Source organism: Enterobacter sp. WP_7_1, assembly GCF_003688535.1.
In the GTDB taxonomy this organism is placed as follows: Bacteria; Pseudomonadota; Gammaproteobacteria; order Enterobacterales; family Enterobacteriaceae; genus Enterobacter; species Enterobacter asburiae.
Window position 1 is genome coordinate 59,841 of record NZ_REFK01000008.1, and the last position, 25,183, is coordinate 85,023.

Below are 25,183 nucleotides of genomic sequence, written 5' to 3' on the forward strand. Positions count from 1 at the left end.
GTTTGTATTACTGAGGGGTGACCTGCGCGCTTGCCGGCATTGGCGGCAGCATTTTTGGATCGACGTTATCCATGTCAGCCTGAATCAGGCTGGCCATCCGGCTCTCAAGTGCCGGGATGTCCATCACGCCCTGGGTGAGTGGATAAGCTTTCAGGGTGTTGACGTTGACCATAAAGGCCGTTGGTGTCGCAATCGGCAAACCGTTTCCGAAGAAGGTGACAATCTCGTCTGCGATGGGAGAGTTAGGGTCCGTCTTACGCGGGATCATCGGGGTCGGGTAAGATACGTCCCCGCCGCCGTCAAGGGTGTACGGGTACACCCTGATGGCATGCTCATCGGCCCAGCCCTTCAGCAGCGGGTCAAACTTAGCGCTGTACTGGCAGTGCGCCTGCATAAAGAGCACCACAGCATAATCTTTCATGTTAGCCCGACGTCCGTCCGGCAGCGCCATCAGGCTGGCTTGCGCGGGTACAGGAATGGTGGAAGCGGTGATGGCTGCAGCGTCTGCAGATGAGGCCGTTTTTGATGCTTCAAGCGCCATTAACTCCTCTCGCGCACCGGCATTCGCCAGCAGGGGCAGGGATAACAGTAGCGCAGTGAGTCCGGTTTTAATGTTCATGATCGGCTTCCTTATGCGCCTGCCCTCTTTCGTAACGGAACCAGCGATAGACGGCATACGCCACCATGCCAGCCGCCACGGCCCACATACCATTGCACAACCATAAGAGCCCCTGCTGCGTATGCTCAACCGACCAGGTTATCAGCTCGCTCAGTACGCGCGCCATCGTGCCCCAGAAAATCAGCCCTGCGAGAATAGCGGGTTTCATTCGTGTGTCTCCTTTTGCCATACCCCCGGCATCTGCCGTGAGGTGGTGGAACGATGAATATAAAGATGAGCCAGAAAGGCCACAGCCGCGCCGAACAGCGCGCCCATCAGCCAGAGGTTGAGGAGCGTTGCATTCATCGGCTTTATCCACAGCTCGCTGTCAACCGGTTCACGATGGCAAAACTGTACCGGCGGGAACTCATAAGGAGGGGGACTTGCGTCCTCGCCGGGCTCAGGTAGCCGGGGTTGTGGTGCCGCTTCATGATGCGTAACGCACTGCATCACCTTTCCGGCGGGCGCGCCTTCGGTTAGCGTTTGCGCCTCTTTCACAAACTGTCCCGCCAGCGAGCCCTCCAGCGAGATGGCTATCACAATACCGTACAGCAACAGCGCGGGGCCGAAGACAAAGGTGTACAGGGCGAAACGCCCTGCATCACGGATGAGGGGTAAAAGCATCTTTGTCATAAGAGACTCTCAGGAGTTGGGTTTAAAGCCGGTGGCCACGTTCAGGAATCGCTTCGACAGGTCATCCTGCGTCATGAAGCCGTATGACAGCGCGCGGTAATTCTTGCTGCGCGGGTCAACGAGGTAGAGCGCCGGGAAGTGCGTAATATTCATCGACCGGGACTGGCCCGTATCCGGACGGCTCTGCGGCAGGGAGGCTGCCACCTGGCCATCAACCGATACCGGGATAAGCGAAATACCGTTGGTTTTCGCAAAGTCCGCCACCACGCCCGCCATCTGCACGTCAATCGGGTCGCTGCCCCGGTAGAAGTAGAACAAACCGTACTGCTGCGCCAGCTGCTCCACGGCGCTCTGCCGCGTCTGCTGGTCGCGGGTCTGCATAAACGGCGCCATGCTGTTGTAGTGCGGATACTCCAGGTTGTAGTCGAGGTCCGGGTGGCTCAGCTGCGCCGCCGCAAAGGACTGACTGAACATCGATGCCCGATCTGTCCAGAACTTCTGCCAGCGCAGGAACGTCGCCGTGTTTTCCCTCGACGGGAACAGAATCGCGCGGTTAAGCGCCTCCTGGGTGTATCCTTTCAGTACCCGGGCCTGCTCCATCGGGGACATTTTACTGAGATCCGGAATGGCCTGCGGTGCAGGCTGCTGTGGCTTTCTGGACTGCTCCGGCGGCTTTTTCGGTTCGTTGTACCAGGACCAGCCGGTGAACGGCTCTGCCGGCGTAATAATCTCCTCGGCCAGCACCGTATGGCTCGCCAGCACCATGAGCAGGCCACAGAGGACACGGTTCATTTGCCACCTCCCTGCTGATTCACCTGCGCGGCAATACGCTCCTTAATCTGCTGGACCTGCGCGCTGGTATCGGGGATTTTCTGGTTCTTCATCAAATCCTCGTAGAAGTCAGAGAAGTTGATTTTGTCGAAGTCGATGCTCTGCAGCTCCGGAACAGTGATACCCCGGCAGTTCGGACTGTCACCGCTGCCGAACTTAACGCCCAGCTGGTCGCGACGCCCCTGCTCCTGAATGATGCGGGCAAGCTTGCCGTCAAAGACGCAGTAGACCTGACTTTTCTGGATGCAGGCACCCAGCACCTGGCGATCGCACCGCTCGCCAACGCTGACGGTGATTTTTTTGGCTTTGGCCTTGCCGATTGCTTTTTCTTCGTCATCACATGCGGCCAGTCCGGCGCTTTGTCCCCAGCCAGAGTCTTTGCAGCAGTTAGAGAAACCAGCAAAGGCTTTACGGCAGCGCATGGCTTTCCCCGTGAAGGCTTTGACCTCAATGGTACTGCTGGCGTCTTTTGCGTCTTCAGCCGCCGAGGCAAGTCCTGCCAGTTTGGCCACGGCCGTATCAAAACCGCTGCTTCCGGCACCATTGGTGTCGTCACACTCGCCTGACTTACAGATGTAGTCGCCGCCGCAGACCAGGCCGCCCGACTGATGCGTGGTCTGACACTGGTAGGTGTAGCTCATATGGGTACACTGCCCGTCGGTCGATTCAGTGCAGGTGTTGCCTGCCGCCGTACAGGAGGGGTTCGTCATCAGCGTTCCGCAGGTTCCGGTGGAGTCTGACGGCACGACATAGTTATCGGTGTACTGCCAGCAGTCGCTGTAAACGTTATAGCTCTGACCGTTGTTAACAATGGTTTTATTTCCTCCCGGAGAGGTGCAGGTTGACGTGGTTTTTTTCGCCTTCGACATATCCAGGCCACAGGATGAGGACCAGTTCACTTCCGGGACAAAAGTAGTCTCGACTGCATTCATAACGAGCACGAGCGTGAAGCCTGACGCGCCTGACTGAAAGTCAGCTATCTGCTCCCGGATATGTTTTCTACAAACATCCTGCTTTCCGCTAACACATCCGGTGCTTTGATAGGAACCGGCAGGTAACGAGCCCCCCTGCGACAACGGTGTCCCCGGAGCGCCCGGCATTTCCCAGTTAAAGGCTTTTCCGACAATCGTCTGACTGACGCCCCACCAGGAGATTTTCCCGGCATTGACATCGCGATCCGCCCAGTAAAAATGCGCGCTGATCACCGGTCCTGATGCCGGCGCTTTAAAACTAAAACTTAAGGAAGTACCGTTATTCGTAAAAACAACATCGCCATTGGCCGCCGTCAGTGTGAAAGTTTTCTGCACTGTCGTGGTGGAAGTATGTCCGCCAGGTGTTGCCGTTCTTGAACAGGCTTCCACTGAGGCCACATCCTTATCGCAGGTGTAATTTTCAAAGGTGGTTTTCGATACCGTCACCTCCTTACACTGGTTCGCGGTCCCGTTTAGCACACCGTCAGCGCCAGCTTCCGCATTTTTACCGATAGTGATGAAAGGTGCGTTCGGGTCTATGGCGGGCGTCGGGTTCGTTTTTCCGGAGTTGATAACCGACTGCGCTGCGTCATTGCCCTGCAGAGCGGCCTGCCCTTTGTTGGCGAGCCCACCGTCACCACCATCCACGCCGCCGTAATACCCTTTCTCCGGTGGGTTAGCGGTATAGCCTGGTATTGCCCCCGTGACGGTATCCGGATTTTTCAGGGCTCCCGTCCCGGCGGAAGCATTACCTTTGCCAAAGCTCGCTCCCGCCTCAAAGGCAGGATCAGCTGCGCCAGCCAGAAGCGGAAACAGCATCAGCACCGTTGAAAGTAGTTTTTTCATTTTCCGGCCTCCAGAAGATGGCGTGCCGTTGCCGCACAATCACCACTTTCAGCTACTTTTTCGAGAGCCTGCTGCAGGGGCAGACTTCCCCTGATTACGTCATAGCGGCCTGGGCAGGTCACCACCAGGGCGGGTACCGTGGTGATGTTGTACTGAGTGAACAACGTTGGATCGATTTGCACGCCGGCGTCCTTGTCCTCCTTACTCAGCTCAAACATTGCCGCTGCGGTCTGTCGCATGTCGTTATTAACCAGGCCGCGCAGCGTCGGCGGTATGTTGTAACGACGGGCATCCTTCAGCATCGGCAGCAGACCTTCACGCGGAATACCGAGGCTCACAAAGTAAATAGCCGGGAACGTGTCTTTTTCCCCCATCTTATTGGTCTGGGCTGCTATATCGCCCTGCAGGCGGTTAATCAGGTCCAGTTGCTGCTGCGGTAAGACGGGTGCGACCGCCGGATGCCCCTGCTGGTCTTCCTTCATCGCTGCCAGCGCATCCTGCTGACCTTTGATCCAGTTATGGTCGGAGACGGAGATATCGGTCTGGGCGCTCGCCAGGGCCAGCGGCGCGAAAGCAATCATGACGCTGATCGTCAGCGCCCGGAGATAAGCGTTTTTCATTGTCATGTCCTTAAAGGAATACGCAGTTACGTTTGCGCCAGAAGAGGTAGCCGAAGTTCTTTTTGGAGGATGGAGAGTTATGCGTTGTGCCCCAGAGCTGCGTGCTGGCCCCGAAGGGATGGCAGTTGCCCGGTTCGGGGTACATGTTCACCATCTGGTATCGCCATCGCTCTTTCGGGATGATCGGGGATGGATACTGGTTACATACGGCGACGTCCGCGCCCACAGAGTTCCATACCAACCCCTCACGATGCAGCTTGAAGGCCATTCGCTCTCCGACCAGCAAAGAGGCCTCGAGCGGAGAAAACTCACCGCTGGTAAAACCTGTTAGCGGGTAGATAGAACCCTGACTACCTGCGCACCAGAACAGCGGTGACAGAGGAAGGCCAGCTGATGATGCAGCTGCGTCAGCAGCACAGGCCCCCTGAGCGATCAGGTTGCCGAACAGCGCTGCCTCGGGGTTAATCAGCATCGAGAGGGTGCTGTCATTCCAGAGAGGATCGACTTCGGAGAGATAGGCAATATCCATGTCGCCGGTCTGCAAACACCCCAGGCTGGTGATGATGTTCAGCCAGAAAATCAGCGGGTATTTGTACCAGTGAACATGGTAGAACGTGCCGGCAGCGGGCCGGTCACTCTGCCCTGCGGTTCCCGTTCCCGTTCGTCCGAGATCTATTTTAAAGCCGCCCATGTTGACCATGACCCCAGGCTCACGGGTTACGTCCACCATCGCCATTGGCTCCCAGAACCCGATGGCCAGACCGATACGATAAAACACACCATATGGACAAATCTGGATCGGCGAAGCCGGGTTGTTGGTATCCTTTTGTGGACCGGCGGCCAGCTGAATATTGCCGAGCGTCATCGGAAACAGACACTTCCAGCAGACATCGCTTATCGGGTTAACCCAGCGGCCATCACCCGCGTTGCTGGCTGCGGCCGTTGCCTGAGCTGGCATCCAGGACAGCAGGACCAGCATCACGCCGGCAAGCCATGAGAAACGCTTCATTTCACCTCCCGCAGCCATACACAGATCGGGCCGTCCTCAGTGTCATGAATGGAGCCAATGAACCAGCCCTCCCCCTCTGGCGCGGAAGGAAGCCATTCACTGATGTTTTGTTTTCCCTTTTCCCAGTCAGCGATCACCTGGGGAGGCGCGTCGTTTTCCATCCAGCGGGTGGCACAGATCAGATTGTGCTGGCGCATCCAGTCGCCGAATTCAGTCTGTGTGGCCTCATCACTGGCAGGTACAAAATAATGAGGGTGCGTCCAGAAGCCATTGCGGTCACGGGTAACCGTCACCGGCCTGACAGATTCAGGGTGAGTCATGGGGTATCTCCGGGAGTGCCGCAGCCACCGGACGGCGGGAGGGCTTATAAAAGGATTAATGGTTTTTGGCTTTGCCGGCCGCTTTCATAATGATGGCCAGACGTTCTTCCTGGCTCATTTCGTACAGGGCAAGAATGGCTCCGCGCAGAACATGCGAGGGTTTGTACAGTGGATTATCGTTGAGGATTTCATCCATCTGTCGGGCCGAACCCTCATCGTGACGTACTGAGGTGACATTCCGGCCCTTTTCAGTAACAGGGTCTTTTTTCATGGCGTTACCTGGTCGGGGGGTTAATCGGAAACCGGGATGACATTCAGGCTGAGGCGGAGCGCAACGCAGTGAGCACCGAACATCCTGAAGGGCAGCGCGGTTGATCACTGGCTGTTTTCCGGTCTCGTGATGTACCAGCCAATGCGCTCACTGCCACGTATGAGTAAGCTGAGCCAGGAGCCGGCGTACCCATCGTTCACTGCCGCATCTAAGTTGTCCTGCATCGCCTCCTCAGAGACTCTCGGCGACGTATAGTTCTGGCGTGCCCGGAAAATCCGGCGGCTAATTTGTAGCCGGTCAGCCTCTGGGATCGTCACGCGCAGTGATTCATCGCGTGTCAGTGCATAGCCCGCCTCAGTCAGGCCTTTTTCCAGCTCTGAGAGCAATATCTGATAGTATTCCCGGTTAGCAAAGGCGTGAACCGCATCGGCATGCCGGGCACTGCCAAATTGCGCCAGATGGACAGGTATTCCCGGCCTGCTCTCCCACGCCCGGCGTTCACGCCGGGCACATGCCACGAACTGAACAACAATCCAGCCAGCGAGTAGCGCAACGACGACCAGAATACCGGTCATGCCCTCAGTATCACGCAAACAGGTGAGCATCCCCTGCAGCCCCTGAGGGCCGGTGAAGCAGCTGATTAACGCCATGCGTTCATCTCCTCCATTCTGTTGCGGATAAGCCTGACGAGGTACAGGGGAAACGCCTCATCTCGTTCTTCCGGCGCTACAGGCTGACGCTGGTTATTCGCGCACCACTGGTGCCAGGCACCGGCGATCAGCGCCGGTTGCCATGAAGCGATCTCAGGGTATAGCTGACAGAGTTGATTTACGGTTTCGTCACAGCTTTTGGTATCAGCATTGTGACCAGCCATATGCTGATACACTGGCGGCACAGCGGTATTGTGTATCAGTGACATTCGGCGTTCTCCTGCCCTTCGCCTGCAAACAACCTGTCGAGACGCTCGGAAAGTGACAGCGTCGGGTCCTTTTTACGTTTCGCGCTGTCCTCGGCCCGCATGTTCTCCAGTAATAGGTGAATGATGTAGTCAGGGAAACGTTCATCACGCCTGGACGGCTCCCGGCTGTCCTGCTGGTTCTGCTCACACCAGTGGAGCCAGGCTTTGGTCACCAGTACAGGATGCCAGGAGTCAATTTCGGGGAACAGCGTCTTCAGCCGTTCTGCTGTTCCCTGGCGCGGAGCTGTCTCAGCGGGTTTACGCGGTTTTCTGGCGTAACGCCGATGGGACGGGACCGCCTGACGCATTTCGGGAAACAGGTCCCCTAACGTTGTTGCACTCATTTTTTCGCTCCTGATACCGGAATTTCTTCCACTTTCATCACGTGGCCGTCGCGCGATATCCGCGCGGGGATGTGTTCAAAACCGAATTTACGGGTCAGTACGCCAGACTGGTCGAAGTAGATACGTTCATTCAGCGCATCACTGGTTTCTTTGATGTTGCCGTTCACCAGGATGACCTTCACGCTGGTCTGGCCGGCGAGCTGCTGTCGGGTCCAGTTCACCTGCTCCTTATCATCGCCGTCGATAAAAAAGAGCACCTGGCTGAAAGGCACCTTATCCAGAGGATTGACCGTATCGCCCTTGCGGGCGATCACGTTGCCCTGCATGTCTGTGATCGTTTCCTTCACGGTAAATGTCGGGTCCCAGGCAAAGCTGCGGTATTCCTTCGCTTTCGTTAGCCCTTCCACCGGAGTCGGACGTACCGCATGCTCCTTCACTCTTTCCGTTGCCTCTTTGCGAAGGCGGTCCAGCTCGCCCGTCTGCTCCATTCCCTTCAGTCGATTCTGGATAAACGCCAGCATGTCCTGCTCTGCAGGCTCGAAGACGTTGCCCCAGGTACCGAGATCTTTAGCCCCGCTGCCGGCGGAGAACATCAGCAGCATCATGGCCGTCAGCTGCGTTCGTTTTTTCACTGGCCCCCCTGGGTACGTCGTGCGATATCAGCACGGATTTCATTCGTGATATCGCGCTGCGGGCTCATCACCGCCGGCTTCACCAGAATGATGGCGTTATGTGAGGACTGCCATGCATCCAGACTGCCGGTCAGCGCCGCGTTGAACTGCTGGGTCATCGCTTTAGCCCGGTTTTCATCGAGCTGTAACTGAGCGGACTGCTGCATGAAGAGGTCCACCGTCCCCTTCATGTCGAAAACGACAATCTCTGGCTCTGTGGTTTTCATGTAAATCCATGTTATCCCCGTCATAACCATCTGCGAGACAAGCACACAGATTGCTAATTTCATTCTTCGGGAGGTCAACCATCCCGCCATAGTTGCACCGTCCCGAACGGTGTCGCCGTCATACGGTTTGCTCTGTTGTTCACTCATGCCGCTTTCACCCACTCTTCAAGTTCACGAAGTTCACTGCCGTATTTTTTCTCCGCCAGCAGATACGCCGCTTCTTCCGCGGTCGCCCCCGCTTCTTTCTGCGCTTTCTGCATGAAAGCAAAGTCCTCGCCGCGCGAGCTGAACATGGCACGCGTCACGGGGTCGACGAACAGGCGATGGAAGGAGCTGTATTCACCGGCGTTTATCAGCAGGGAGCTGTAGCCGGTCTGCAGGGCGGGCTGGAAGCCACGGATAACTTCTTTTTCCATGTCCGAGAACTGATCCGGATTATCGGCAAGGTACTGTTTAAACGCCTTCGCATCCTGCAAGAGGGTGATTTTGGTGGAGCTGTTGTTCCAGGCGGCTTCCGCTTCCTTACTGGCGCTGAAGTCCTTGATGCCCTGGGTGATAGTGATAAACGCCCCACGGTGACGACGCACGGTGCGGTAGCCGGTTTCGATAAACCGTGCCGCGTGCGGGTTGGAGCCGCCCAGCAGACGCCAGGCTTCGTCGATAATGCACACTTTTTTGAGGTCGCGCGGGCTGTGGTACATCTTTTCCTGTATCGCCAGAATGAGCGAGAACAGGATGGACGAGAGCAGCTTCGGCTTGTCTTCCAGGCTCAGCAGTTCCAGCACCGCGAAGCGGGTTTCACCATCGAGCGTCGGGGCATCGGCGTTGAAGTATTCGCCGTCAGGCCCCCAGGTGCAGTAGGTATCGAGCAGCATGGCCAGCTCAGCAAGGCGCGCGATGATGGTCGGCTTGTCTGAAAACGCCTGGTTCACATCCTCATTGGTCAGGTAATTATGAACGTCGTCGATACGGGCTTTATTTGCCTTCTTCTCCCACGCATCCATTACCGCTTTCTGCAGGATCGCTTCACAGACGCCATCCAGCGGCTGCGTCGGACTGGCGAGCACCGTCAGCAGGCGCACAATCCCTTCCGCTGAATGATTAATGTCCTTAACGTTGGCGAACGGGTTAAAGCGCAGTTTAGAGCCATCGAGATAAACCCCGCCGGCCTGGTGACAGTAGTTCTTGTAGCTGTCCCCCATGTCGATAACCCAGGCGTACCCCCCGGCATTCAGTACATCGCGAAGGATGCCCTGCGTCAGGAAGGATTTACCTGCCCCGGACGTGCCGGTGACGGCGATATTAAAGTTGGTACTGCCGTTCTCCTCACCAAACATGTCGTAGAACGCAACCTGGTTCCGGTAGGTGGGCAATGGCATACCCACGTTGGACAGCTGGCGCTCGGCGACGACCGGCATCAGGCTCACCGCGTTCCATGACTTGGAGCGCAGCGTTGCCCCCGTCATCTTCAGGTCTTCCCACATCCCTTCCTGCATGACGAATGGGAAGCTGGCCAGCCAGTTACGCATCTGCTGGTACTGTATCGTCACCATTTCCAGCTCGTTCTTACGGAACACGTTGACGGCGGCCAGTTCACACTTCTGTGCCTCGGTATTGTTATCCGGGGCGAACAGGGTCAGGTTGAAGTAGGTATTGCAGAGCGCGATTTCATTGCTGTGCAGCTGCTCCCGGGTGCGCCGCCATTCCTCTGCAGCCTTTTTGGTGTTGGGGAACAGTGCAGCGTAGGCTGAGTTGGCTTTTTTCGAGAGGTCCTGGTCTTTACGGAAAGCCTCGCTCTGGCTTTTGGTCTGTTCTTCCAGCGCCGTCGTCCAGGTCAACATAAAGGGACAGGGTATCCCGAGATCGGGAAAGCGCAGGTTTTGCAGATTGTCAGCCCCCTGCCAGAGTGCGAATCGACGCGGGTTTTTAGCAAGCTGCATGTTGATGATGCGGCATGACGATGCCGGAAGACGTGTCCCGCGCGCGTCAATGGTTTCCGGCAGCTCCATCCGGATATGCGATGGATGCACCTTCAGGTCAATCCCGGGATCAACCACCTGGCGGTTAAGCTTCTCATCCTCGTTGTAGTCCCCGGAGGACGTCAGCACCTGTTCCTGACGGTAGTTCATCTGCTCGCGTACCGCAGACAGGAAAGCGTGCACATCGGTATTCATGCTGTCGATGCGCGCGGCTCCCAGTGAGACGCGGATGGTGTTACGTATCTGAATCAGGTCATCCATCACCCGCTGAACCTGGGAAGCGCGCTTAATGGGCTGACCGTAGACAATAAAGATACGGTAGTTACGCAGGTAGAGCGGGTATTCCCGTTCGTTGGCCAGGCCGTGCAGCGCGGAACGCTGCCAGAACGCGCGGGTAATTTTATTGAGGTGATCGGCCATCCCCCCTTTCCACATGTCGTTACTCACGCCGCGATCGATACGTTCCCCGACACACTTACTGGCCAGCATAATGACGGTCACAGGGGTCTGGCGGGGCAGCTTCTTACGCAGCATGTCATCGAGCGCGGCCATCACCTGTTCGTTCGCGCCGGGAAGCGGCGCGGCTTCCATAATGAAGCCCGCAGAGCCGGCATTGACGAAAATTTCATTTTTGTCGTCGTAATACCGGTAAGGCAGCGCAGCAACCAGGGACGGATAGTCCCAGGTCTGGGAAAGGTTGTTGCGGGCCGTTGCTGCGCCGTCTTCCTCTTTCCCGTTTTTCAGCATATCCATCAGGCTGTCGACAAAACTCATTTTCGGCCCTCCGCAGCGGCCCGGATTAACTCCAGGCGACGCAGCTTCTCTTCGTTCATCTGGCCGGAGTGCGAGGCATCACCGGCCGTTTTAATCTGCCAGTCACAGCTCACGCTCAGAACGGCCAGCGTTTCATCGTCGGTATCGACTGACTGTGTGGCGGTGATTTGCGTCGTTCCTTTCCGTGAATGGACTAACGATTTCGCCAGATGATCGACGCCGTTCCTGCCGGAAATGTAGTGGCTGCTCATTCCCCTCCCTCCCCGATGACGCGGTAGCTCTCATCCCAGTGGGATTTGTTTTTCACGAACTCGACCACAGCCGGCTGATGAAAGTTGTCGTCCGTGTCCACCCAGGGTGCAATCCACAGGCGCTGCGTGGCGTCAGGAATACGCTGAACCGGAACGCGACCCGCCGTGTTAACCGGCACGGGAGTAGCATGACTGGACGTGGTCAGCGGCGTGACCAGCGAGCCAGACGATTTCGCCGGCGCAGTGGTCAGAGGGCGCGGTGCAACAGGCTTAGCGGCAGTGGTTCCGGTTGCTGCGGCGGAGACAGGACGGAAGGGATTCACGACCGGTGCTGAATTGCGCAGTGCCGGCAGGGTTTCACCCGCAGGCTTTTTTGCGGTTTTCTCTGCCGTCAGGTCATCCAGACTTTTACCCTGAGCGGCCAGTTTGTTGGCCTCGGCGGTAGTCAGGCACTGGTCGGTCGCAGTCTTGTTGCAGTCGAAATCAGAATTGAGACCGGCGCAGCCGGTCAGTGCGCTGCACAGCAGTGCAGCACCCAGTAGATTTTTCATGGGGTAACTCCGGTTTTAATTTAAGGGGTATTCAGGGAGGGGTAATACTCAATTTCGATTATTTGCAGCTGCACTGAATCACAGTGAAAAGCAACTGCACAGCAAGGCTACAAAACACGCCGACATAAAACATGTCCAGCGTCAGGAAGTTCAGGTTCATCTGGATGAAGCCATAAACAATGGTCCCTATCAGCATTCCTCCCCACGGAACGACTGAACCATATATAAAGTACCAGTCATCGCGTTTGTTAAAGGCAGAGCCGCTAAAGCATACGAGGAACACGCTTAATAGCAGGGACACTCGCCAGGAGACCCAGCCCATATCACCCACGCCTTTAAGATTGAGCGCTGCCCACACTGTCAGTTCGATAGTGAATACCAGTGCTGGAATGAGGAAATAGCGATAGTTGTGCAGGGTTTTTAGTAATGAAGAACGTGCCCTAATTGCAGACATAGACACTCCAGTGAAATGAATTACAGGGTTGTGATGGTGAACAATTAGAGGCTGTCAGAGGTTACTTCACCGAAAGGAAAGGTACGGTACCTCCGGGGATCATTGATGCCGGAAGCTTTCCATCCCAGCGTTCAGCCGTCGTCAGACTGACCAGGCCGGGATTATCCCGAAGTGCATCGCCGCGCTGGCGTATGGATTCAGCTTCTGCGGCTCCGCGAAGGCGTATTGATTCAGCTTCTGCCTTTGCTGCCGCCAGTTTACTGTCAGCCTGGGCCTGAGCCTGAGTGACCGCTATCTGAGCCTGAATTTTCTCTGTCTGGAGGTTCTGCGTCCGTGTGGCAATGGCCACCTCTGCTTTCATTCTGTCTTCAATGGATTTCTCATACGCCGGCGAGAAGTCGATGTTTTCAATCTGTACGGTATCAATCACCACCGGTCCATCAACACTTTTCCGCAGCGCGGCCTGCATATCCTGTACCAGCTTCGCTCTGTCCTGAACCGCGCTTATTGCGGTATATCGTCCAAAAACGTTTTCCAGCTGTGTAGGTATCTGCCGGGCAATCAGCCGCGTTTTCATGTTCTCAACCGTCTGATAACCACTGTAGACGCGTTCCACTTCGGTCGGCAGAACATGGAAGTTCACGGATACGGTCATTTTTGCGGGTTGCTGATCGAAGCTGTAGGCGCTCATACCTTCATAAAGCATGGCCTCATTCCTTACGGTTATTTTCTCCACGCTTTCGATGATCGGCCATTTCAGTCCCAGGCCGGGCTGAGCGACTTTAACAATACGCCCGTTTCGCAGCAGCACTCCCCTTTCACCTTCGTTAATACTGTAAAATGAGAGCCAGGCAATAAGCAGGCTGGCGATGACGATAGCTCCCCCCATGATGAGGAAAAGCCCGCGAGGGTTAAGACCTATTTCTGAATCGGTTGTGTATCTCATATAGCCACCATTGATATTGATTTCAGTTTTGATGCGGGAGGTGGGGTGATTAGGAGGATTGCCGTATTACGTTTCACTCCTCTCCCGTTTTCCCGCGACGGTCAGTAGTTTTATGGAGAAACTTCAGGTCTGGTTTCTTTTCTGGCCAGACGGACCTCGCTTCCTCCTGATACCAGTTGCTGACAATGCTGACCGTCAGCCCCTCCGTTTCGGCCTGGTGCTTAAGGTGTTCCCAGGCGGGCAAATTCAAGGGTTCATAATCAGAAAGCTTCCTGTCGAATACCTCCGCCCAGCTTTCGTTGTAGCGGGGGACAATTCGCCTGCATATCCATTGACTCGGAAAGAACCAGATAACCAGAAAACCCAGCGCCAAAAGTGGCTGGCAGTACGCGAGAGCCGGCCACGCGGTCCCAAGGTACATGACAAGCCAGATAAACATGAACCGGCTTCCTTCCGGAGTGGCGCGTCCCGCCTCCCATTCAGCAATATGTATCCGCATGCTCCTGAGCAGGCTGTTATTACGCTCTTCGTCACGCATTACGTTTATCCTTTTTGCTGCCGCTTTGGATGTCAGGTCCTTTGTAACCGCCTCCCTGTGCTGTTGTTTTACGAGCAGACATCTGCATTTCCTCATCAATTGATGGTGTCACCAAGGCGCAGCTGACTGGCCTGACGGAGAACGTCATCCGGGTTGATGTTGCCGACTGAGGTGGTACTGGATGCAGTGGTCTGGCTCGCCGGTTGAGGGGTCACGGCGTTCTGCGCGGCATTGCCGGCTTTCTGTAGTTCCTCTTTCGCTTTAGCGTCCTCGGCGTCCTCGATGGTTTCAAGGCGGAAACCCTTCTGGAACACGACTGTGACCTGGTTGCCGGCACCGATATCAATTACCGGATGGTACTGCTCGGCGCGCTTAATCCAGTATTGACTCAGCGTGTCGGCCGCCTTGCTGGCCCCGCCTCCTATACCCTGCTTAAACACGTCACCGGCACCGACCTCCGCTGTTGCACCGAGGCCGACGGATGGTGTGGCGGCAGATTTGATGCCTTCGCCAAAGCCTGACAGCAGGCCTGCTGCGCCGGCGTAACCGACAATCATGCCGTTTCGCATAACGGGCTTGCCGCGAATGCCGCCTTTACCCTGGAAGCTGACATGCCCCTGAAACTCCATGTCCACGTGCTTGCCATTTTTCAGGATGCAGCTGATGGACTGGGTGCGGACGTTTCCGCGCTCGCTGGAGATATCGCCCCACATCTCACCCACAATAAAGCAGCCGTCAGCGTTGAACTCCTTGTTGTTGGGCATCTGAATGTTGCCCTGCAGGCGGATGGTTACAGGGCTGGTATTCTGCTGACCGGTGACGCTGGCGTTCGCGTCGGCCCCTTCAATCAGGACGGCATCAGAGAATGAGCCAGAAGGAATCCAGGGCAATTTAGTTGGCTTTTTCTTCAGGCTGTCGTAGCTGAACTTTGTTGTCGACAGACCGCCTGTCATGCGCTGGCCGGAGCCGCCCGGGTAGAACACTGCGCCCTGCCCCATATTCACACCTGTGGCGGCCGGTGCACCTGCGGGGGTCACATTGTATTCGGGTGGTCGGGCCTGACCGGCAGCAACGGGACCGGGGAGTGGTGTTCCGTTCGGACCTGCAGGTGGTGTCTGCTGGCCAGTGGTCACGTTGCTGCCGGGGGCTTTCGTAAGCTGGTCGTTCAGGCGCTGAATTTCAGCGTCCTTTTCGGCCAGCTTTTGCTCGGTAGTGAGCTTGTTCTGCGCGAACTGCTGGGCAAGCGTGGCAAGGTTTTGCTCAAGAGCGGAGGTCTTTGCCTGCTGCTGCGTCAGTGCGGCATCGTTGACCTGCTCGTTAAACGTCGCGGTCACCACGCCGGTCAGGTTTGGTGTTGCAGCTGGTGCGGGTTGCTTTTGTTTTTGCTGGTATTGCCCGTACCACATTACGCCGCCTGCTGCAGCTGCGCCGCCAATGATGACGGCGGCCAGGATGGCCAGCTGCTTGCGGCGGGTTTTCAGGTTTTCATTCAGGCTGATGGTCATGGGCGGGTGCCTCCGTCATCTGAAAACACAATCCAGGCATACCCCTCACCGCCAGCGTAGAGCTGATTCTGTGACAGCATTACGGCCCGGACGCCCTTGCGCCAGAAATCGCGCTCGCGGAGGCTGCGGGTGATGCTGCCCGGGTTGCTCATCCGGAAGCGAACCACGCGAAGGTGGTTGCCTACGAACTGGCGTTCAGGCGTCAGGCGTACATCACTGGCGGGTGAGTAAGCCGGCATGCGGCTGACCGGGTATTCCCGGTAGTCGTCCGGCACCTGACCATTGACTACGGCGCGGGATAGCGCAACCAGCGTTTTTTCATAGGTCTGCCCTTCTTCCCATGCCTTCGCATCGTCGTTCTTGCGAAGTGGTGGTGACATCGGGGTGAAGCGCAGTGTTTTGCCGTTACCCGGCTGCGGTCTGACGTTCAGGCTCAGCGATGAACCGTGGTCAGTCTGGATAAACAGGGTGAAGTTCTGGCCGACAAGCGGAGACAGGATAAGCGCTCCGTCCTCGGTCTGGCTCTGGTCATACGCACCGGTTGGTCCGCTGATGCTGGTAATGAGTTCTCCGTCTACAACAACCTTGCTCGGGTTGGTGTTGCTGAGGGTGACGTTAAAGGCGGCGTCGTTCTCAAACGGAATGGCTGCGGGTGCGGAAGCGGCCCGGAGGCCGCTGGTAAATAATCCCGCTGCCAGAAACACAGCAGCAGCTGCCGGTGAAATGCGAAATTTCATGGGCAGTCCTGTCAGTTGGTGGAAGATACCGGCCTGAGTTCTTCAAAGCTGTGGAGGTTAATCACACCGTTGTCATAGCTCAGTTTCAGTCGGTAGGTTTTTTCCTGGTCTTTCAGTGGCGTGATGATTGCGCCGTTTGTGGTGGAGGATTTCAGTACCCCGCTGTACTGCACGGAGCCATCATCCATGACGCGAATTTCTTTCGTGTCGAACTGGGTGGTGATGCCCGCTTTCTGGATGCGCTCAGTTTCTATGTCCAGGGCTTTCTTGAGTACGTCCCGTTCGGCGGAAGGGACAAATCCAAGAATCATTTTCTGGTTATGTTCGATGTTTTCCGGGGTAACGTTGAGTCGCCAGTAAATAAAGGAAGCGGCGAACTGTGTCAGGCCGGTGGCATCGACACTTTTAGAATCTGATGCAAATGGGCGGTTAAACGTTAATGGCGTGGTGATGGTTTTCTGGGTTGTGGCGAAATACCATGCCAGTGACCCTGTCAGTACATTCCCTGCGCCCATGAGTAAAGTTAAAGCTGAAAGACCAATAAACGCATAGCGGAGTTGTTTATCGCGCTCTCCTTTAATATTCAGTTTCATGAAAAACTATGCCCTCCAGTGCCGGAAACTTGAATCAGGTATCTGGCGAAAGGTTACTTTGAATAAAAGTGATGGTAGGTGCCAGTAACAGAAATTAAGTAACCAGTATGACCCCTGCCCTTTTTTCAGATATCTGACGATAAACCAGAGGATTCCCGCGATTACACCAAGTTCGAGTGACAGATTGTTAAGCACCCCCAAAACTAAAAGGGGTGCAGTAACAATCAATTCGTCAATCGGTAAGCCTAAATAGCGGTCCTGCTGGTTCATTGTTTCCGGGAAGTTATATTTATCTCCTTCCCCATTCATCATTTAGCTCGCGATGCCGAAGGCGACGCGGGTAAAGATGATTGCCATAACGATACCGACGAACACCAGTGGTGAGCGGGCCTTAATGTAAATAAACAGGCCCATGATGATTTCGGCGATGTAGAACCATTTAACCAGTGAGGAACCAGAACCGAAGGTGGAATTAACCGTGGTGTTCTGTGAGGAAAGAAGGTCAGTACCAGATGCGAATGCCGGGTGAGTGACCATAAGTGCAATTAAAAAAGCGCCTGCTGACTTTAAGTAAAATTTAGCTTTGCGATTTTCGCGTGCTTTGCGGAATAAAGACGCTACCGCCCATCCCTTACCGACGTTAAGGGCACTGCCTTTGGTTAACATGTTTGTTTTCTCCGAAGTAAACAAAAGTGATTCGCGTAAGTACTTGTTTACGCGGGCGCAATTGTCCCATGACCCTAAAAAAAAAAAACTGTGACGCATATCACACTTTTTAGAATCATTCGGATTTATCTGAATATGTAAGTGAGTAGGCTTTGTTGACCAGAAAGTTCGGAAATGGCCTCCGGGATCTATAGCTATGAAAGTAAAAGAGAAAATGTGGGATGGTCGCGGCCGTCCTCGCAAGTTCCAGCCGGGTGAAGCGGTGGAGTGGCGATTGCGTGCTCCGGATAATCTGCTTATGGAGCTGAGAATATGTGCCAGGGCTGGCAACAGAAGTGTGAATGAGGAAATTATTGCCAGGCTTTTGTTGTCGCTGAATTATCAGCCTGGGAAACCTGTCATTAAAACTGCGGAGGGTGAGCGGCTTATTGCACTGGCGGTGAGATTTGAAGAATGGCTAGGGCAATTACTTGATAGTGAATCCGTTGATGCCGTGAGTGAAGTAAAAACTCCGCCAAAACAGGAGCAATTATGGATGTGGCGTGAGGGTGAAAGGGTTTTGCTTCCAGGAAAAACAACCGGATATAGCATGCGTATTCCTGAGAATCTTGCGGATGAAATCAGAGCAATGGCGAAGGTGCATAACCGTAGTCTGAATGATGAAATGCTTACCCGTCTGATGAATACTCTGGGTTATTTTACGGAAAGGTTGCTTGGACAGAACGAGGATGCGCAGGCGCTTAAAATTCTCTGTATGGAATTCGAAGTGTTTCTGAAGGAAAAAATAAGGGAGGTGGAAAAAAGTGACCTCCCGTGGGATGAAAAGCCGTCTCAGTGATCGATTCTGGCCGGAGCTTTCCGGCCAGTTGTGCTGATTTACTCTGTGAGGAAATGGTCCTTTTCAGCTTTATCTTCTGCATCATTAATTGCACTAATGTTCGTGTTTATAAGTTCTTCAAGTTTCAGTCCGGAGTCTGGTCCTTTGAGCATTACGAAGATATCGGAAATCAGGGCGGTTAGAATCATAATGCCTTCACGTGACCCTGATACTTTTTTAATGAGGTCCCGCCTGAAACCTTCAAGGTCGAAAGAGTTGCCTTCTTCTTTCGATTTATACACCATGAGTCCCAGTCTGACTAGTTCGTTCACAATGGACGAATAATTCATATCTGAGGTTGTGGCGCCCTTCTGAAGTTCTATTTCCAGAATATCCTGTATCTCACGGTCGATTTTGTCTTTGAAGTAGATGTTTTTTCTTGGCATGGTATTTTCTCGTGAATTTCATGCAGTGCCTAATGCGGCACTGCAATTGAGTTCTGTGGTGACCATATGTGTTTAGTTCCTGTGGCAAGCTATTGAATTTCAGTATGAATACCTTGCCTGGGTGTGTGCTAATCCAGCACCGTGGAGTGTGCTAATCCGGCACTATTATGTGTGTTAATCCGGCACCATCAAGTGTGCTGATTAGGCACTGCTTCGTTTTAAGTTACTCTATTTATTATGTACACACAATCCCCACACTGAGCAGTGCTTGATTGACACACACAGCAGTGCCTAAATAAGCACTGGTGTGTGTGGGGTAAAGGCACTGTAATGTGTGTTAATCAACACACATTAAGAGCATACACTTTAACATCTCGAAAAGTCGGCACATTCATATAATTGAAATTAAAGAAAAAATCTGCAAGACGAAGTCTTGCGTGGGGTGTGATGTTTTAAAGGGTTAGTAAAGAGCGGCATGTTAATACCGCCTACTGCTCTGACATGTTTATTTCGGACAGATGTAAAATCCCATCAGGAAAGCGTTCACGCGCGTTTGTAGTGAATTTACTTGATTACGACGATCCGCCGGGGTATTTTTTAAAGCGCCTCTCCAGGGCCCGTTTATTTCGCTAAAAGGCCAAACCATGAAAATATCGTTACTGCCTGCTGCTTTGCTGACTCTTTCGCTATCTGCTGGCGCAACTCCGCAGATGTGCTTTGATCAGGCCGGGAAAGATTATCAAATTGATCCACTACTGCTTATGTCAATTTCGATTAAAGAGAGCCATCTGGTACCGGATGCGATAAATGGATCAAACAGGAATGGAACGGAAGATGTCTGTGGTATGCAGGTGAACAGTTCCCATTACGGTAAACTTAAAAACTTCAATATTACCCGTGAGCGCCTGTTGAATGATCCATGTATCTGCGTCTATACGGGTGCATGGGTACTGGCGCACAACTTCAGGTCATACGGAAAAAACTGGGACAGTGTAGGGATGTATAATACGGGGCCGAGCAAAAAGCTCATTGCGCAGCGCAAGGCCTATGCACAGAATATCAAGAATATATATCGCGTATTACTGGCCAGAAAAAAAATACTTTCTGAACGTCTCGCGCCAGCTGCGGGTAAGGAGCATGAGATAAAAACTGCAGAAACAGCATCGCTTAACAGCGGACAGTAAAAAGCCGCTCTGTTGAGCGGCTTAATTTTCAGGCCTTCAGTTTTGCAAACTCCTCAGCCATTTTCCAGAGCACCTGATTTAATTTGATGTCACCATCTATTCCGGTGACTTCCCGCGTTCTGGTGATCTTCCCTTTTTCCGTTCTGCCACGAATCCCCCCACGGATCACATTTTCCTGCACCACGTTAAACGTGGTCCATAAATCCTGGCCTCTGTCGAGCACACGGCGAGGGTTAATAATTTGCTCCGGTGTAATAGGCGCTGGTTTTCCATCGTACTTAAGTTCTAGGGCGGTCGCACCAAAAAGGCGTTGCTCAGGCAAAGTCAGCTGAATGCTTTTCATGAGGTCTATATTTTCATCAACCGCGTCAAATGTTTTCAGCACCGTGTAAGCGCCTTCGATAACCTGCCCAACAATATCTCCTTTGTGGGGTACGCGGATTTCACCAAAATCCTTCCACGCAACCAACCCATTACTGCAAACCTGACGGAACATACCGGGGATCATTTTATAGCTGCTTGAACCATCATGGCTATTCAGCAGAATAATTTCCGGTACTTCTTTTCCGTTAATCTGGTCATGACGACGCAGGCGAAGCATATGCTTTGTAAAGTCGCGTTTATCCTGGTCACGTGTACGTGACTGCGTTGCATAATACGGCTGAAAACCTTCATCACGTAAACGATCAAGTATGTTTATGGTCGGGATATATGTATAGCGTTCAGAGCGTGAATCGTGTTTATCCGATGAAAACGCGCTCGGAACGATGAGCTGTAATTCCTCATTCGTCAACGGACGGTCTTTACGGATCGAGGTAGGCATACGATAGCGGCTTGCTAAACTGACCATTTTTATTTACTCCTGATTATTTAGTAAGTGATGAAGGAATAACGCGGTGAAAATTATCCAGCGGCATTGCAGCTGCCACCGGGCGACCATCTGCAACCCAAACAGAGATATAATCCGGGCATTCGTCATTAATTAACGTCAGCTCAGTGGCATTCTCTGGCGGCGTAAAAATTGCCGGTTGTGGCTCCCCTTCCGATGCTGCCAGGACCCAGCAAAACAGATCCATGAACTGGGACATGGTGAGGTTTGAATCACATCTTCCGGTAGATTCTTGAGCGGCGGTTTTGACGTTGACGTTTCGTGTGTGCATCCTGGTTTTCTCCTGTGGTGATGGTTGTCCATCTCCCTGGTGAGTTCTCTCGCGGCAAAGGGCAAAGGAGCAACGGCAGGGCGGCAGGAGAAGGGCGGAGACGAAAGTTTTTGCGGCACGCAAAAAGTTTTGGCGGAGTGCATTTCACCCTTCGGATGACGAACTGATGGTGCTACGACAAGCCCTCCGCGTGAGGACGCACGGGGGATGGCTTCACCGGGGGAACAGGATGCACACACCCGACACGGCGGAACGGCGTGGCGCCATTAAAGCGACGGCATCAGCCGGCGCGGTGAAGGCGTTCCGGACGGCAAGGCCGGAGAAGCCGCAGCCTTTGACCTTCGCCATCAGACCCTAGCGTCAGCCCGAAACCCGAAGGGGTTCGGCGGAGCCCGGCGGGTGCGCAGCAGCCGCCCTGGCGGAGTGGGGCTCGGCTCCCGGACAGCAACGCTGGCCGGGAGCCGAAGGGGGCCATCGCCCTGCCCGTTTTTTGGGTTATGGCCATAACGGAGCTGCAGCGGAGAAAGATAACCAGCAGGACGCCGGTTATGATCGCAGGTAAGGAGAGAAGCACTGCAACGGGGAAAGGCAGGAGCGCCGGAGGCGCTTTCGCCCTCCCCGTTTCCCCGAAGGGGAAGCATTTTTTTGCGGTTGCCCCGATGATATGCACCGGGGCAAGGATTTCCGATCAGATCGGTTCTTCGCTGTCACCTCCGTTTTCCTGCTCATAGTGCATCATGGCCATATTCAGCAGGGCATTAAATCCCTCAATGCCAGCCCCGTCCGGCTCGCACTGTTCGCACAGGTGCAGCAGATTGGCCAGAAAATCCGTGATAACAGTTTGCACGCTTTCGCTTTCCCTGTTCAGCCCGGTTTTACGGGCAAATTTCCATAGCACATCTGCAGCCAGTGCGGCGTGATCATCGTTGCTGCGGATTTTTAGCGGTTCAGGCTGGCCGTTCAGGCGTTCTGCCATCGTCTCCAGCACGGTCGCCGGAACAGCGTTCAGTGTGTTGCTTGTCATTTTCTCTCTCCCTGCGGCAGGTCTGCCCTGCCGCTCTGTCAGTCAGGCGGCCACGGTGGCCAGAAATTTTTTCATAGCTTCGAAACGGCTGCGGAACGCCAGACGTCCCTGCCAGTCATTGAAGTAATAAACGGGGGTATAACGCACGCGATTTGCTTTCAGGATCAGCGTATTACCGGTCACGACTTTCGCAGGAATACCCAGCAGTGACAGCTGGATAAAGGCCATATCAGCCACCATCGGATCGATATCTGTGCAGGTGGCATACAGCTGTTCTGACGGGTTATATCCCGCGTCAGTCATCCAGTATGCAAAGGCAATGACCATACCGGCGCTACCACATGCAGGCTCATCGAGCGTCATCCAACCCTCACGCTTTATCGTCTCCTGAGCGCCGGGCATGAGTAGTCCGGCCATCAGGCGGGAGATGGAGGACGGAGAGAAATACTGCCCCATTTCGTCCGCGCCCAGCTCCTGCTCCATATACAGTGCGCCGAGGAAATCATGAATTTCACCCGCCAGTCCCTCCACCAACAGGCAGAACAGCTGGTTCATGGCGTCTAAATCGGACGGTTCATAACATTTGCAGATCAGATAGCTACTTTCCATGCCCTCTGGCGTGCGCACCCGAGCCACATCCAGCTGGTTGGCAGCAAGCTGGATAAAGTCGCGGAATACTTCTGAACGGCGCATATGTTTCGCCGTCTGACGGAAGACACTGGCGAACTCTCTACGCGCCTCAGCTGGCGACAACATTCGGGCAGGAGCAGAAGCCTGCGGCTGCGCCTCTGCCTGGTCAGACAGGAACAGGGATTCAAAACTCAGTTGTGACATGGTTTCTCCTTACCGGCCGCCCGCGGGCGGCCGTCTCCTGTTATGCCAGTCCAAGCGCCGGGTAGACGCTGACAGCCAGACCACAGTCAGCATCGGCGGCGTAGCCCGTTTCGGCATTTACCACGGACAGGAACGGCTGCCACTGTGAGAAGCGCAGCGCGGGTACGCGTGCGCGTTTCCCGGCGCGGAGGGCATTTACAAATGCCTTCGCCTGTGCGACAGTTTGCGGGTCAAATTTCACGATCAATCTCCTTACTTTGGTTGTGATTGCCGGTTCACCGTTCCAGCGGCTAACCGGCGTTGAGAAAGCAGGGGCAACCCTGCTTTTTTAATGCGCGGAATTCAGCGGCGCATCGAGACAGAAACGGGCGATCACGTCGCCAATCAGCTCCCGGTGATGGCGGGTGTGCAGGTCATGGCTCTCAAAGAAACGCGCGCCGTACCGTACAAAAATCGCGGTCACGTCCCCGCCCGTAAACTCCATCGACTTGAACGACTCCCCACCAAAACCTCGGCACCAGTCCACAGGCGGCAGCGTTTCCATCTGGTCGATGTACCGGGCCTCGGTGATTTCCACCCAGGGACGGCGATAGCCGTCATTCTGCTTTTCCTGTACCAGAGTCGCGGGGATCAGCTCCGCATCCGGATAGAGGCGGCGCAGGGATTCCAGCGTTATCGCTTCACGCTGAGTCACCCACTGCCCTTCCAGCTGTGTTGCCCGGTCATAAACGGCGTTATGTGACGGAACGAAAAAGGCCATTGGTGCAGCGGCCGGGGTGTTAACGTTCATCTTCATGCTCCTGTCTGATGAGATTCCGTGCGGCGGCTGCCGCACGGGGTGAGCCGGATTTAAATGTCGATACCTGCGCGCTCGATCAGGCGCACAAACTGTTTGAAGTGGTCAGCTTCAGCCACATGGATATGGCGGAACTGTTTATCGACGCCGCTGCTGAGGGCGTAGAAATAGGTGCAGCGCATTGTTTCGGGGCAACGTCTGCGCAGTTTCTTCAGCTCAGCAAGGCTGCTGAACTTCAGAACGTCCGATTCCTCCTCAGAGTTTTTTTTCGTCTCAGCGACGAGGATCGTGTACGACACGGTTTTTCCCCCCATCTTCCTGGAAGATTCTTGAGCGGCGGTTTTGACGTTGACGTTTCGTGTGTGCATCCTGGTTTTCTCCTGTGGTGATGGTTGTCCATCTCCCTGGTGAGTTCTCTCGCGGCAAAGGGCAAAGGAGCAACGGCAGGGCGGCAGGAGAAGGGCGGAGACGAAAGTTTTTGCGGCACGCAAAAAGTTTTGGCGGAGTGCATTTCACCCTTCGGATGACGAACTGACGGTGCTACGACAAGCCCTCCGCGTGAGGACGCACGGGGGATGGCTTCACCGGGGGAACAGGATGCACACACCCGACACGGCGGAACGGCGTGGCGCCATTAAAGCGACGGCATCAGCCGGCGCGGTGAAGGCGTTCCGGACGGCACGGCCGGAGAAGCCGCAGCCCCTGACCTTCGCCATCAGACCCTAGCGTCAGCCCGAAACCCGGAGGGGTTCGGCGGAGCCCGGCGGGTGCGCAGCAGCCGCCCTGGCGGAGTGGGGCTCGACGACCGGACAGCAACGCTGGCCGGGAGCCGAAGGGGGCCATCGCCCTGCCCTGTTTTCGGGTTATGGCCACGGAGCTGCAGCGGAGAAAGATAACCAGCAGGACGACGGATATGACGCCCGGGATGAAGAACACAGGGAAAACCAGGCTGAAGCCAGGTACAGGCAGGTAACTCATGGCGCTCTGACTTCAGCAAAATCAGGCAGGAAGGGCAGGCGTTTTGACAAGACGGAGGGAGCCGAGGGGCAGCGCCGGAGGCGCGTCCCCCTTCCCCCGTTCCCCGCAGGGGAACAGACCTTCCGGGTTGTTCATGCATGCGACTGCACCCTTCGGGATGGAAAAAGGGGCTACCGGTAAACCGGCAACCCCTTCATAAAGGCGCTTCAGGCATGTCCACACAGTCTCAGCCCCTGAATGGCGGGGGTTTCCCCCCGCCGGGGTTAGCTACTTAGCGGATTCGTAAGCCATCAAAGCTGCCACCTCCCTGTCCGTGTCCCTGTATCGGATTTCGCAGAGCGATTTCCGTGTCAGGTAAGTGAATATCAGCAGTGTGAGACACACTATTAATACGCACCAGAGCAGGGTGTTTCGCGGCAGTTTCATGGCCTTCTTCTCCTTGCCTTGCGGCATCTAAGAGGCTATCCTGATGTTGTCTAGGCATACAGGTGGCCTCGTGGGTTAATGAAAATTAACTACGGGGCTTTCTGCTTTCTGCCACACAACAACGGCAACAAACCACCTTCACGTCATGAGGCAAAAAGCCTCAAG

The 25,183-nt window shown here is 54.9% G+C and carries 36 protein-coding genes and 1 pseudogene; 2 read left to right on the top strand and 35 right to left on the bottom strand.

Annotated features, from left to right (window positions below; translation table 11 throughout):
* Positions 1-7 precede the first annotated feature (7 nt).
* The 25 genes from trbB to BJ885_RS22065 form a co-directional block, all read right to left on the bottom strand.
* Positions 8-619: an F-type conjugal transfer protein TrbB gene (gene trbB, locus BJ885_RS21945; RefSeq protein ID WP_029403815.1), complete on the bottom strand. Its 612-nt coding sequence runs from the start codon at positions 617-619 to the stop codon at positions 8-10.
* Complete coding sequence (locus BJ885_RS21950; protein ID WP_121932791.1) at positions 609-827, bottom strand: hypothetical protein; 219 nt, start codon at positions 825-827, stop codon at positions 609-611. The genes trbB and BJ885_RS21950 overlap by 11 nt, the downstream gene beginning before the upstream one ends.
* Entirely contained in the window at positions 824-1,291 is a 468-nt protein-coding gene (locus BJ885_RS21955; protein ID WP_050485045.1) for a hypothetical protein, read from the bottom strand. Before BJ885_RS21955 ends, BJ885_RS21950 begins: the two co-directional genes overlap by 4 nt.
* A 9-nt stretch (positions 1,292-1,300) precedes the next feature.
* Complete coding sequence (gene traF, locus BJ885_RS21960; protein ID WP_121932792.1) at positions 1,301-2,083, bottom strand: type-F conjugative transfer system pilin assembly protein TraF; 783 nt, start codon at positions 2,081-2,083, stop codon at positions 1,301-1,303.
* A complete protein-coding gene (gene traN, locus BJ885_RS21965) occupies positions 2,080-3,939 on the bottom strand; it encodes a type-F conjugative transfer system mating-pair stabilization protein TraN (RefSeq protein WP_121932793.1) in 1,860 nt (619 codons plus the stop codon). The genes traF and traN overlap by 4 nt, the downstream gene beginning before the upstream one ends.
* Complete coding sequence (trbC, locus tag BJ885_RS21970; RefSeq protein ID WP_121932794.1) at positions 3,936-4,559, bottom strand: type-F conjugative transfer system pilin assembly protein TrbC; 624 nt, start codon at positions 4,557-4,559, stop codon at positions 3,936-3,938. Before trbC ends, traN begins: the two co-directional genes overlap by 4 nt.
* 10 nt (positions 4,560-4,569) lie before the next feature.
* Entirely contained in the window at positions 4,570-5,568 is a 999-nt protein-coding gene (gene traU, locus BJ885_RS21975) for a conjugal transfer pilus assembly protein TraU (protein ID WP_029403807.1), read from the bottom strand.
* Positions 5,565-5,888: a hypothetical protein gene (locus BJ885_RS21980; protein ID WP_121932795.1), complete on the bottom strand. Its 324-nt coding sequence runs from the start codon at positions 5,886-5,888 to the stop codon at positions 5,565-5,567. Before BJ885_RS21980 ends, traU begins: the two co-directional genes overlap by 4 nt.
* Before the next feature lie 55 nt (positions 5,889-5,943).
* Positions 5,944-6,159, bottom strand: a complete 216-nt coding sequence (locus BJ885_RS21985) for a hypothetical protein (protein ID WP_029403804.1) — start codon at positions 6,157-6,159, stop codon at positions 5,944-5,946.
* Positions 6,160-6,263: 104 nt separating this feature from the next.
* The gene (locus BJ885_RS21990; protein ID WP_183128645.1) at positions 6,264-6,809 is read right to left on the bottom strand and encodes a hypothetical protein; all 546 of its coding nucleotides are present in this window, start codon (positions 6,807-6,809) and stop codon (positions 6,264-6,266) included.
* Positions 6,800-7,078: a hypothetical protein gene (locus tag BJ885_RS21995; RefSeq protein WP_029403802.1), complete on the bottom strand. Its 279-nt coding sequence runs from the start codon at positions 7,076-7,078 to the stop codon at positions 6,800-6,802. Before BJ885_RS21995 ends, BJ885_RS21990 begins: the two co-directional genes overlap by 10 nt.
* The gene (locus BJ885_RS22000) at positions 7,069-7,461 is read right to left on the bottom strand and encodes a hypothetical protein (protein ID WP_121932796.1); all 393 of its coding nucleotides are present in this window, start codon (positions 7,459-7,461) and stop codon (positions 7,069-7,071) included. The genes BJ885_RS21995 and BJ885_RS22000 overlap by 10 nt, the downstream gene beginning before the upstream one ends.
* Entirely contained in the window at positions 7,458-8,066 is a 609-nt protein-coding gene (traW, locus tag BJ885_RS22005) for a type-F conjugative transfer system protein TraW (RefSeq protein WP_404851416.1), read from the bottom strand. Before traW ends, BJ885_RS22000 begins: the two co-directional genes overlap by 4 nt.
* Before the next feature lie 23 nt (positions 8,067-8,089).
* Positions 8,090-8,506, bottom strand: coding sequence for a type-F conjugative transfer system protein TrbI (gene trbI, locus BJ885_RS22010; protein ID WP_029403797.1), 417 nt, complete (start codon positions 8,504-8,506; stop codon positions 8,090-8,092).
* Positions 8,503-11,112 (bottom strand): type IV secretion system protein TraC, encoded by a 2,610-nt coding sequence (traC, locus tag BJ885_RS22015; RefSeq protein WP_121932798.1) that lies wholly within the window; start codon positions 11,110-11,112, stop codon positions 8,503-8,505. Before traC ends, trbI begins: the two co-directional genes overlap by 4 nt.
* Positions 11,109-11,363: a hypothetical protein gene (locus BJ885_RS22020; protein WP_121932799.1), complete on the bottom strand. Its 255-nt coding sequence runs from the start codon at positions 11,361-11,363 to the stop codon at positions 11,109-11,111. The genes traC and BJ885_RS22020 overlap by 4 nt, the downstream gene beginning before the upstream one ends.
* Entirely contained in the window at positions 11,360-11,914 is a 555-nt protein-coding gene (traV, locus tag BJ885_RS22025; protein ID WP_063854606.1) for a type IV conjugative transfer system lipoprotein TraV, read from the bottom strand. Before traV ends, BJ885_RS22020 begins: the two co-directional genes overlap by 4 nt.
* 58 nt (positions 11,915-11,972) lie before the next feature.
* Positions 11,973-12,368: a hypothetical protein gene (locus tag BJ885_RS22030; protein WP_121932800.1), complete on the bottom strand. Its 396-nt coding sequence runs from the start codon at positions 12,366-12,368 to the stop codon at positions 11,973-11,975.
* Positions 12,369-12,429: 61 nt separating this feature from the next.
* Complete coding sequence (locus BJ885_RS22035; protein ID WP_196481024.1) at positions 12,430-13,257, bottom strand: prohibitin family protein; 828 nt, start codon at positions 13,255-13,257, stop codon at positions 12,430-12,432.
* A 130-nt stretch (positions 13,258-13,387) separates the two neighbouring features.
* The gene (locus tag BJ885_RS22040) at positions 13,388-13,852 is read right to left on the bottom strand and encodes a hypothetical protein (RefSeq protein ID WP_085841619.1); all 465 of its coding nucleotides are present in this window, start codon (positions 13,850-13,852) and stop codon (positions 13,388-13,390) included.
* A gap of 95 nt (positions 13,853-13,947) precedes the next feature.
* Positions 13,948-15,351 carry an F-type conjugal transfer pilus assembly protein TraB gene (gene traB / locus BJ885_RS22045; protein WP_121932817.1) on the bottom strand — a complete coding sequence of 468 codons (1,404 nt, stop codon included), beginning with the start codon at positions 15,349-15,351 and terminating at the stop codon, positions 13,948-13,950.
* A gap of 2 nt (positions 15,352-15,353) precedes the next feature.
* Positions 15,354-16,094, bottom strand: a complete 741-nt coding sequence (gene traK / locus BJ885_RS22050; protein ID WP_085841620.1) for a type-F conjugative transfer system secretin TraK — start codon at positions 16,092-16,094, stop codon at positions 15,354-15,356.
* Positions 16,095-16,105: 11 nt separating this feature from the next.
* Positions 16,106-16,687 carry a TraE/TraK family type IV conjugative transfer system protein gene (locus tag BJ885_RS22055; protein ID WP_023338039.1) on the bottom strand — a complete coding sequence of 194 codons (582 nt, stop codon included), beginning with the start codon at positions 16,685-16,687 and terminating at the stop codon, positions 16,106-16,108.
* A gap of 6 nt (positions 16,688-16,693) precedes the next feature.
* Positions 16,694-16,996, bottom strand: coding sequence for a type IV conjugative transfer system protein TraL (gene traL, locus BJ885_RS22060; protein ID WP_023338040.1), 303 nt, complete (start codon positions 16,994-16,996; stop codon positions 16,694-16,696).
* A 3-nt stretch (positions 16,997-16,999) separates the two neighbouring features.
* On the bottom strand, positions 17,000-17,353 hold the full coding sequence (locus BJ885_RS22065; protein WP_032645467.1) for a type IV conjugative transfer system pilin TraA: 354 nt from the start codon (positions 17,351-17,353) through the stop codon (positions 17,000-17,002).
* Between the two features lie 196 nt (positions 17,354-17,549).
* Here BJ885_RS22065 and BJ885_RS22070 point away from each other — a divergent pair, with 196 nt between their 5' ends.
* Positions 17,550-18,191, top strand: coding sequence for an Arc family DNA-binding protein (locus BJ885_RS22070; protein WP_121932801.1), 642 nt, complete (start codon positions 17,550-17,552; stop codon positions 18,189-18,191).
* Positions 18,192-18,229: 38 nt separating this feature from the next.
* Here the strand turns inward: BJ885_RS22070 and BJ885_RS22075 are convergent, their stop codons facing one another.
* Entirely contained in the window at positions 18,230-18,616 is a 387-nt protein-coding gene (locus BJ885_RS22075; RefSeq protein ID WP_032663732.1) for a relaxosome protein TraM, read from the bottom strand.
* A gap of 644 nt (positions 18,617-19,260) precedes the next feature.
* On the opposite strand from BJ885_RS22075, the gene BJ885_RS22080 reads away from it, so the two are divergent.
* On the top strand, positions 19,261-19,800 hold the full coding sequence (locus BJ885_RS22080) for a lytic transglycosylase domain-containing protein (protein WP_032663727.1): 540 nt from the start codon (positions 19,261-19,263) through the stop codon (positions 19,798-19,800).
* A gap of 28 nt (positions 19,801-19,828) precedes the next feature.
* Here the strand turns inward: BJ885_RS22080 and BJ885_RS22085 are convergent, their stop codons facing one another.
* The 9 genes and pseudogenes from BJ885_RS22085 to BJ885_RS23525 form a co-directional block, all read right to left on the bottom strand.
* Entirely contained in the window at positions 19,829-20,650 is an 822-nt protein-coding gene (locus BJ885_RS22085) for a DUF932 domain-containing protein (RefSeq protein WP_063854612.1), read from the bottom strand.
* 16 nt (positions 20,651-20,666) lie between these two features.
* Entirely contained in the window at positions 20,667-20,960 is a 294-nt protein-coding gene (locus BJ885_RS22090) for a hypothetical protein (protein ID WP_032663725.1), read from the bottom strand.
* A 688-nt stretch (positions 20,961-21,648) separates the two neighbouring features.
* The gene (locus BJ885_RS22095; RefSeq protein ID WP_023345479.1) at positions 21,649-21,984 is read right to left on the bottom strand and encodes a hypothetical protein; all 336 of its coding nucleotides are present in this window, start codon (positions 21,982-21,984) and stop codon (positions 21,649-21,651) included.
* A 42-nt stretch (positions 21,985-22,026) separates the two neighbouring features.
* Complete coding sequence (locus tag BJ885_RS22100) at positions 22,027-22,818, bottom strand: N-6 DNA methylase (protein ID WP_121932803.1); 792 nt, start codon at positions 22,816-22,818, stop codon at positions 22,027-22,029.
* 40 nt (positions 22,819-22,858) lie between these two features.
* Positions 22,859-23,059 (bottom strand): hypothetical protein, encoded by a 201-nt coding sequence (locus BJ885_RS22105; protein ID WP_031494497.1) that lies wholly within the window; start codon positions 23,057-23,059, stop codon positions 22,859-22,861.
* A gap of 87 nt (positions 23,060-23,146) precedes the next feature.
* The gene (locus tag BJ885_RS22110) at positions 23,147-23,608 is read right to left on the bottom strand and encodes a DUF1419 domain-containing protein (protein WP_074173299.1); all 462 of its coding nucleotides are present in this window, start codon (positions 23,606-23,608) and stop codon (positions 23,147-23,149) included.
* Between the two features lie 59 nt (positions 23,609-23,667).
* Positions 23,668-23,982 carry a hypothetical protein gene (locus tag BJ885_RS22115; RefSeq protein WP_121932804.1) on the bottom strand — a complete coding sequence of 105 codons (315 nt, stop codon included), beginning with the start codon at positions 23,980-23,982 and terminating at the stop codon, positions 23,668-23,670.
* A gap of 877 nt (positions 23,983-24,859) precedes the next feature.
* Positions 24,860-24,979 carry a type I toxin-antitoxin system Hok family toxin gene (locus tag BJ885_RS22120; RefSeq protein WP_310886301.1) on the bottom strand — a complete coding sequence of 40 codons (120 nt, stop codon included), beginning with the start codon at positions 24,977-24,979 and terminating at the stop codon, positions 24,860-24,862.
* Positions 24,927-25,076: pseudogene (locus BJ885_RS23525) on the bottom strand (DUF5431 family protein); the annotation flags it as partial. The gene BJ885_RS22120 and the pseudogene BJ885_RS23525, both read right to left, overlap by 53 nt.
* Positions 25,077-25,183 lie beyond the last annotated feature (107 nt).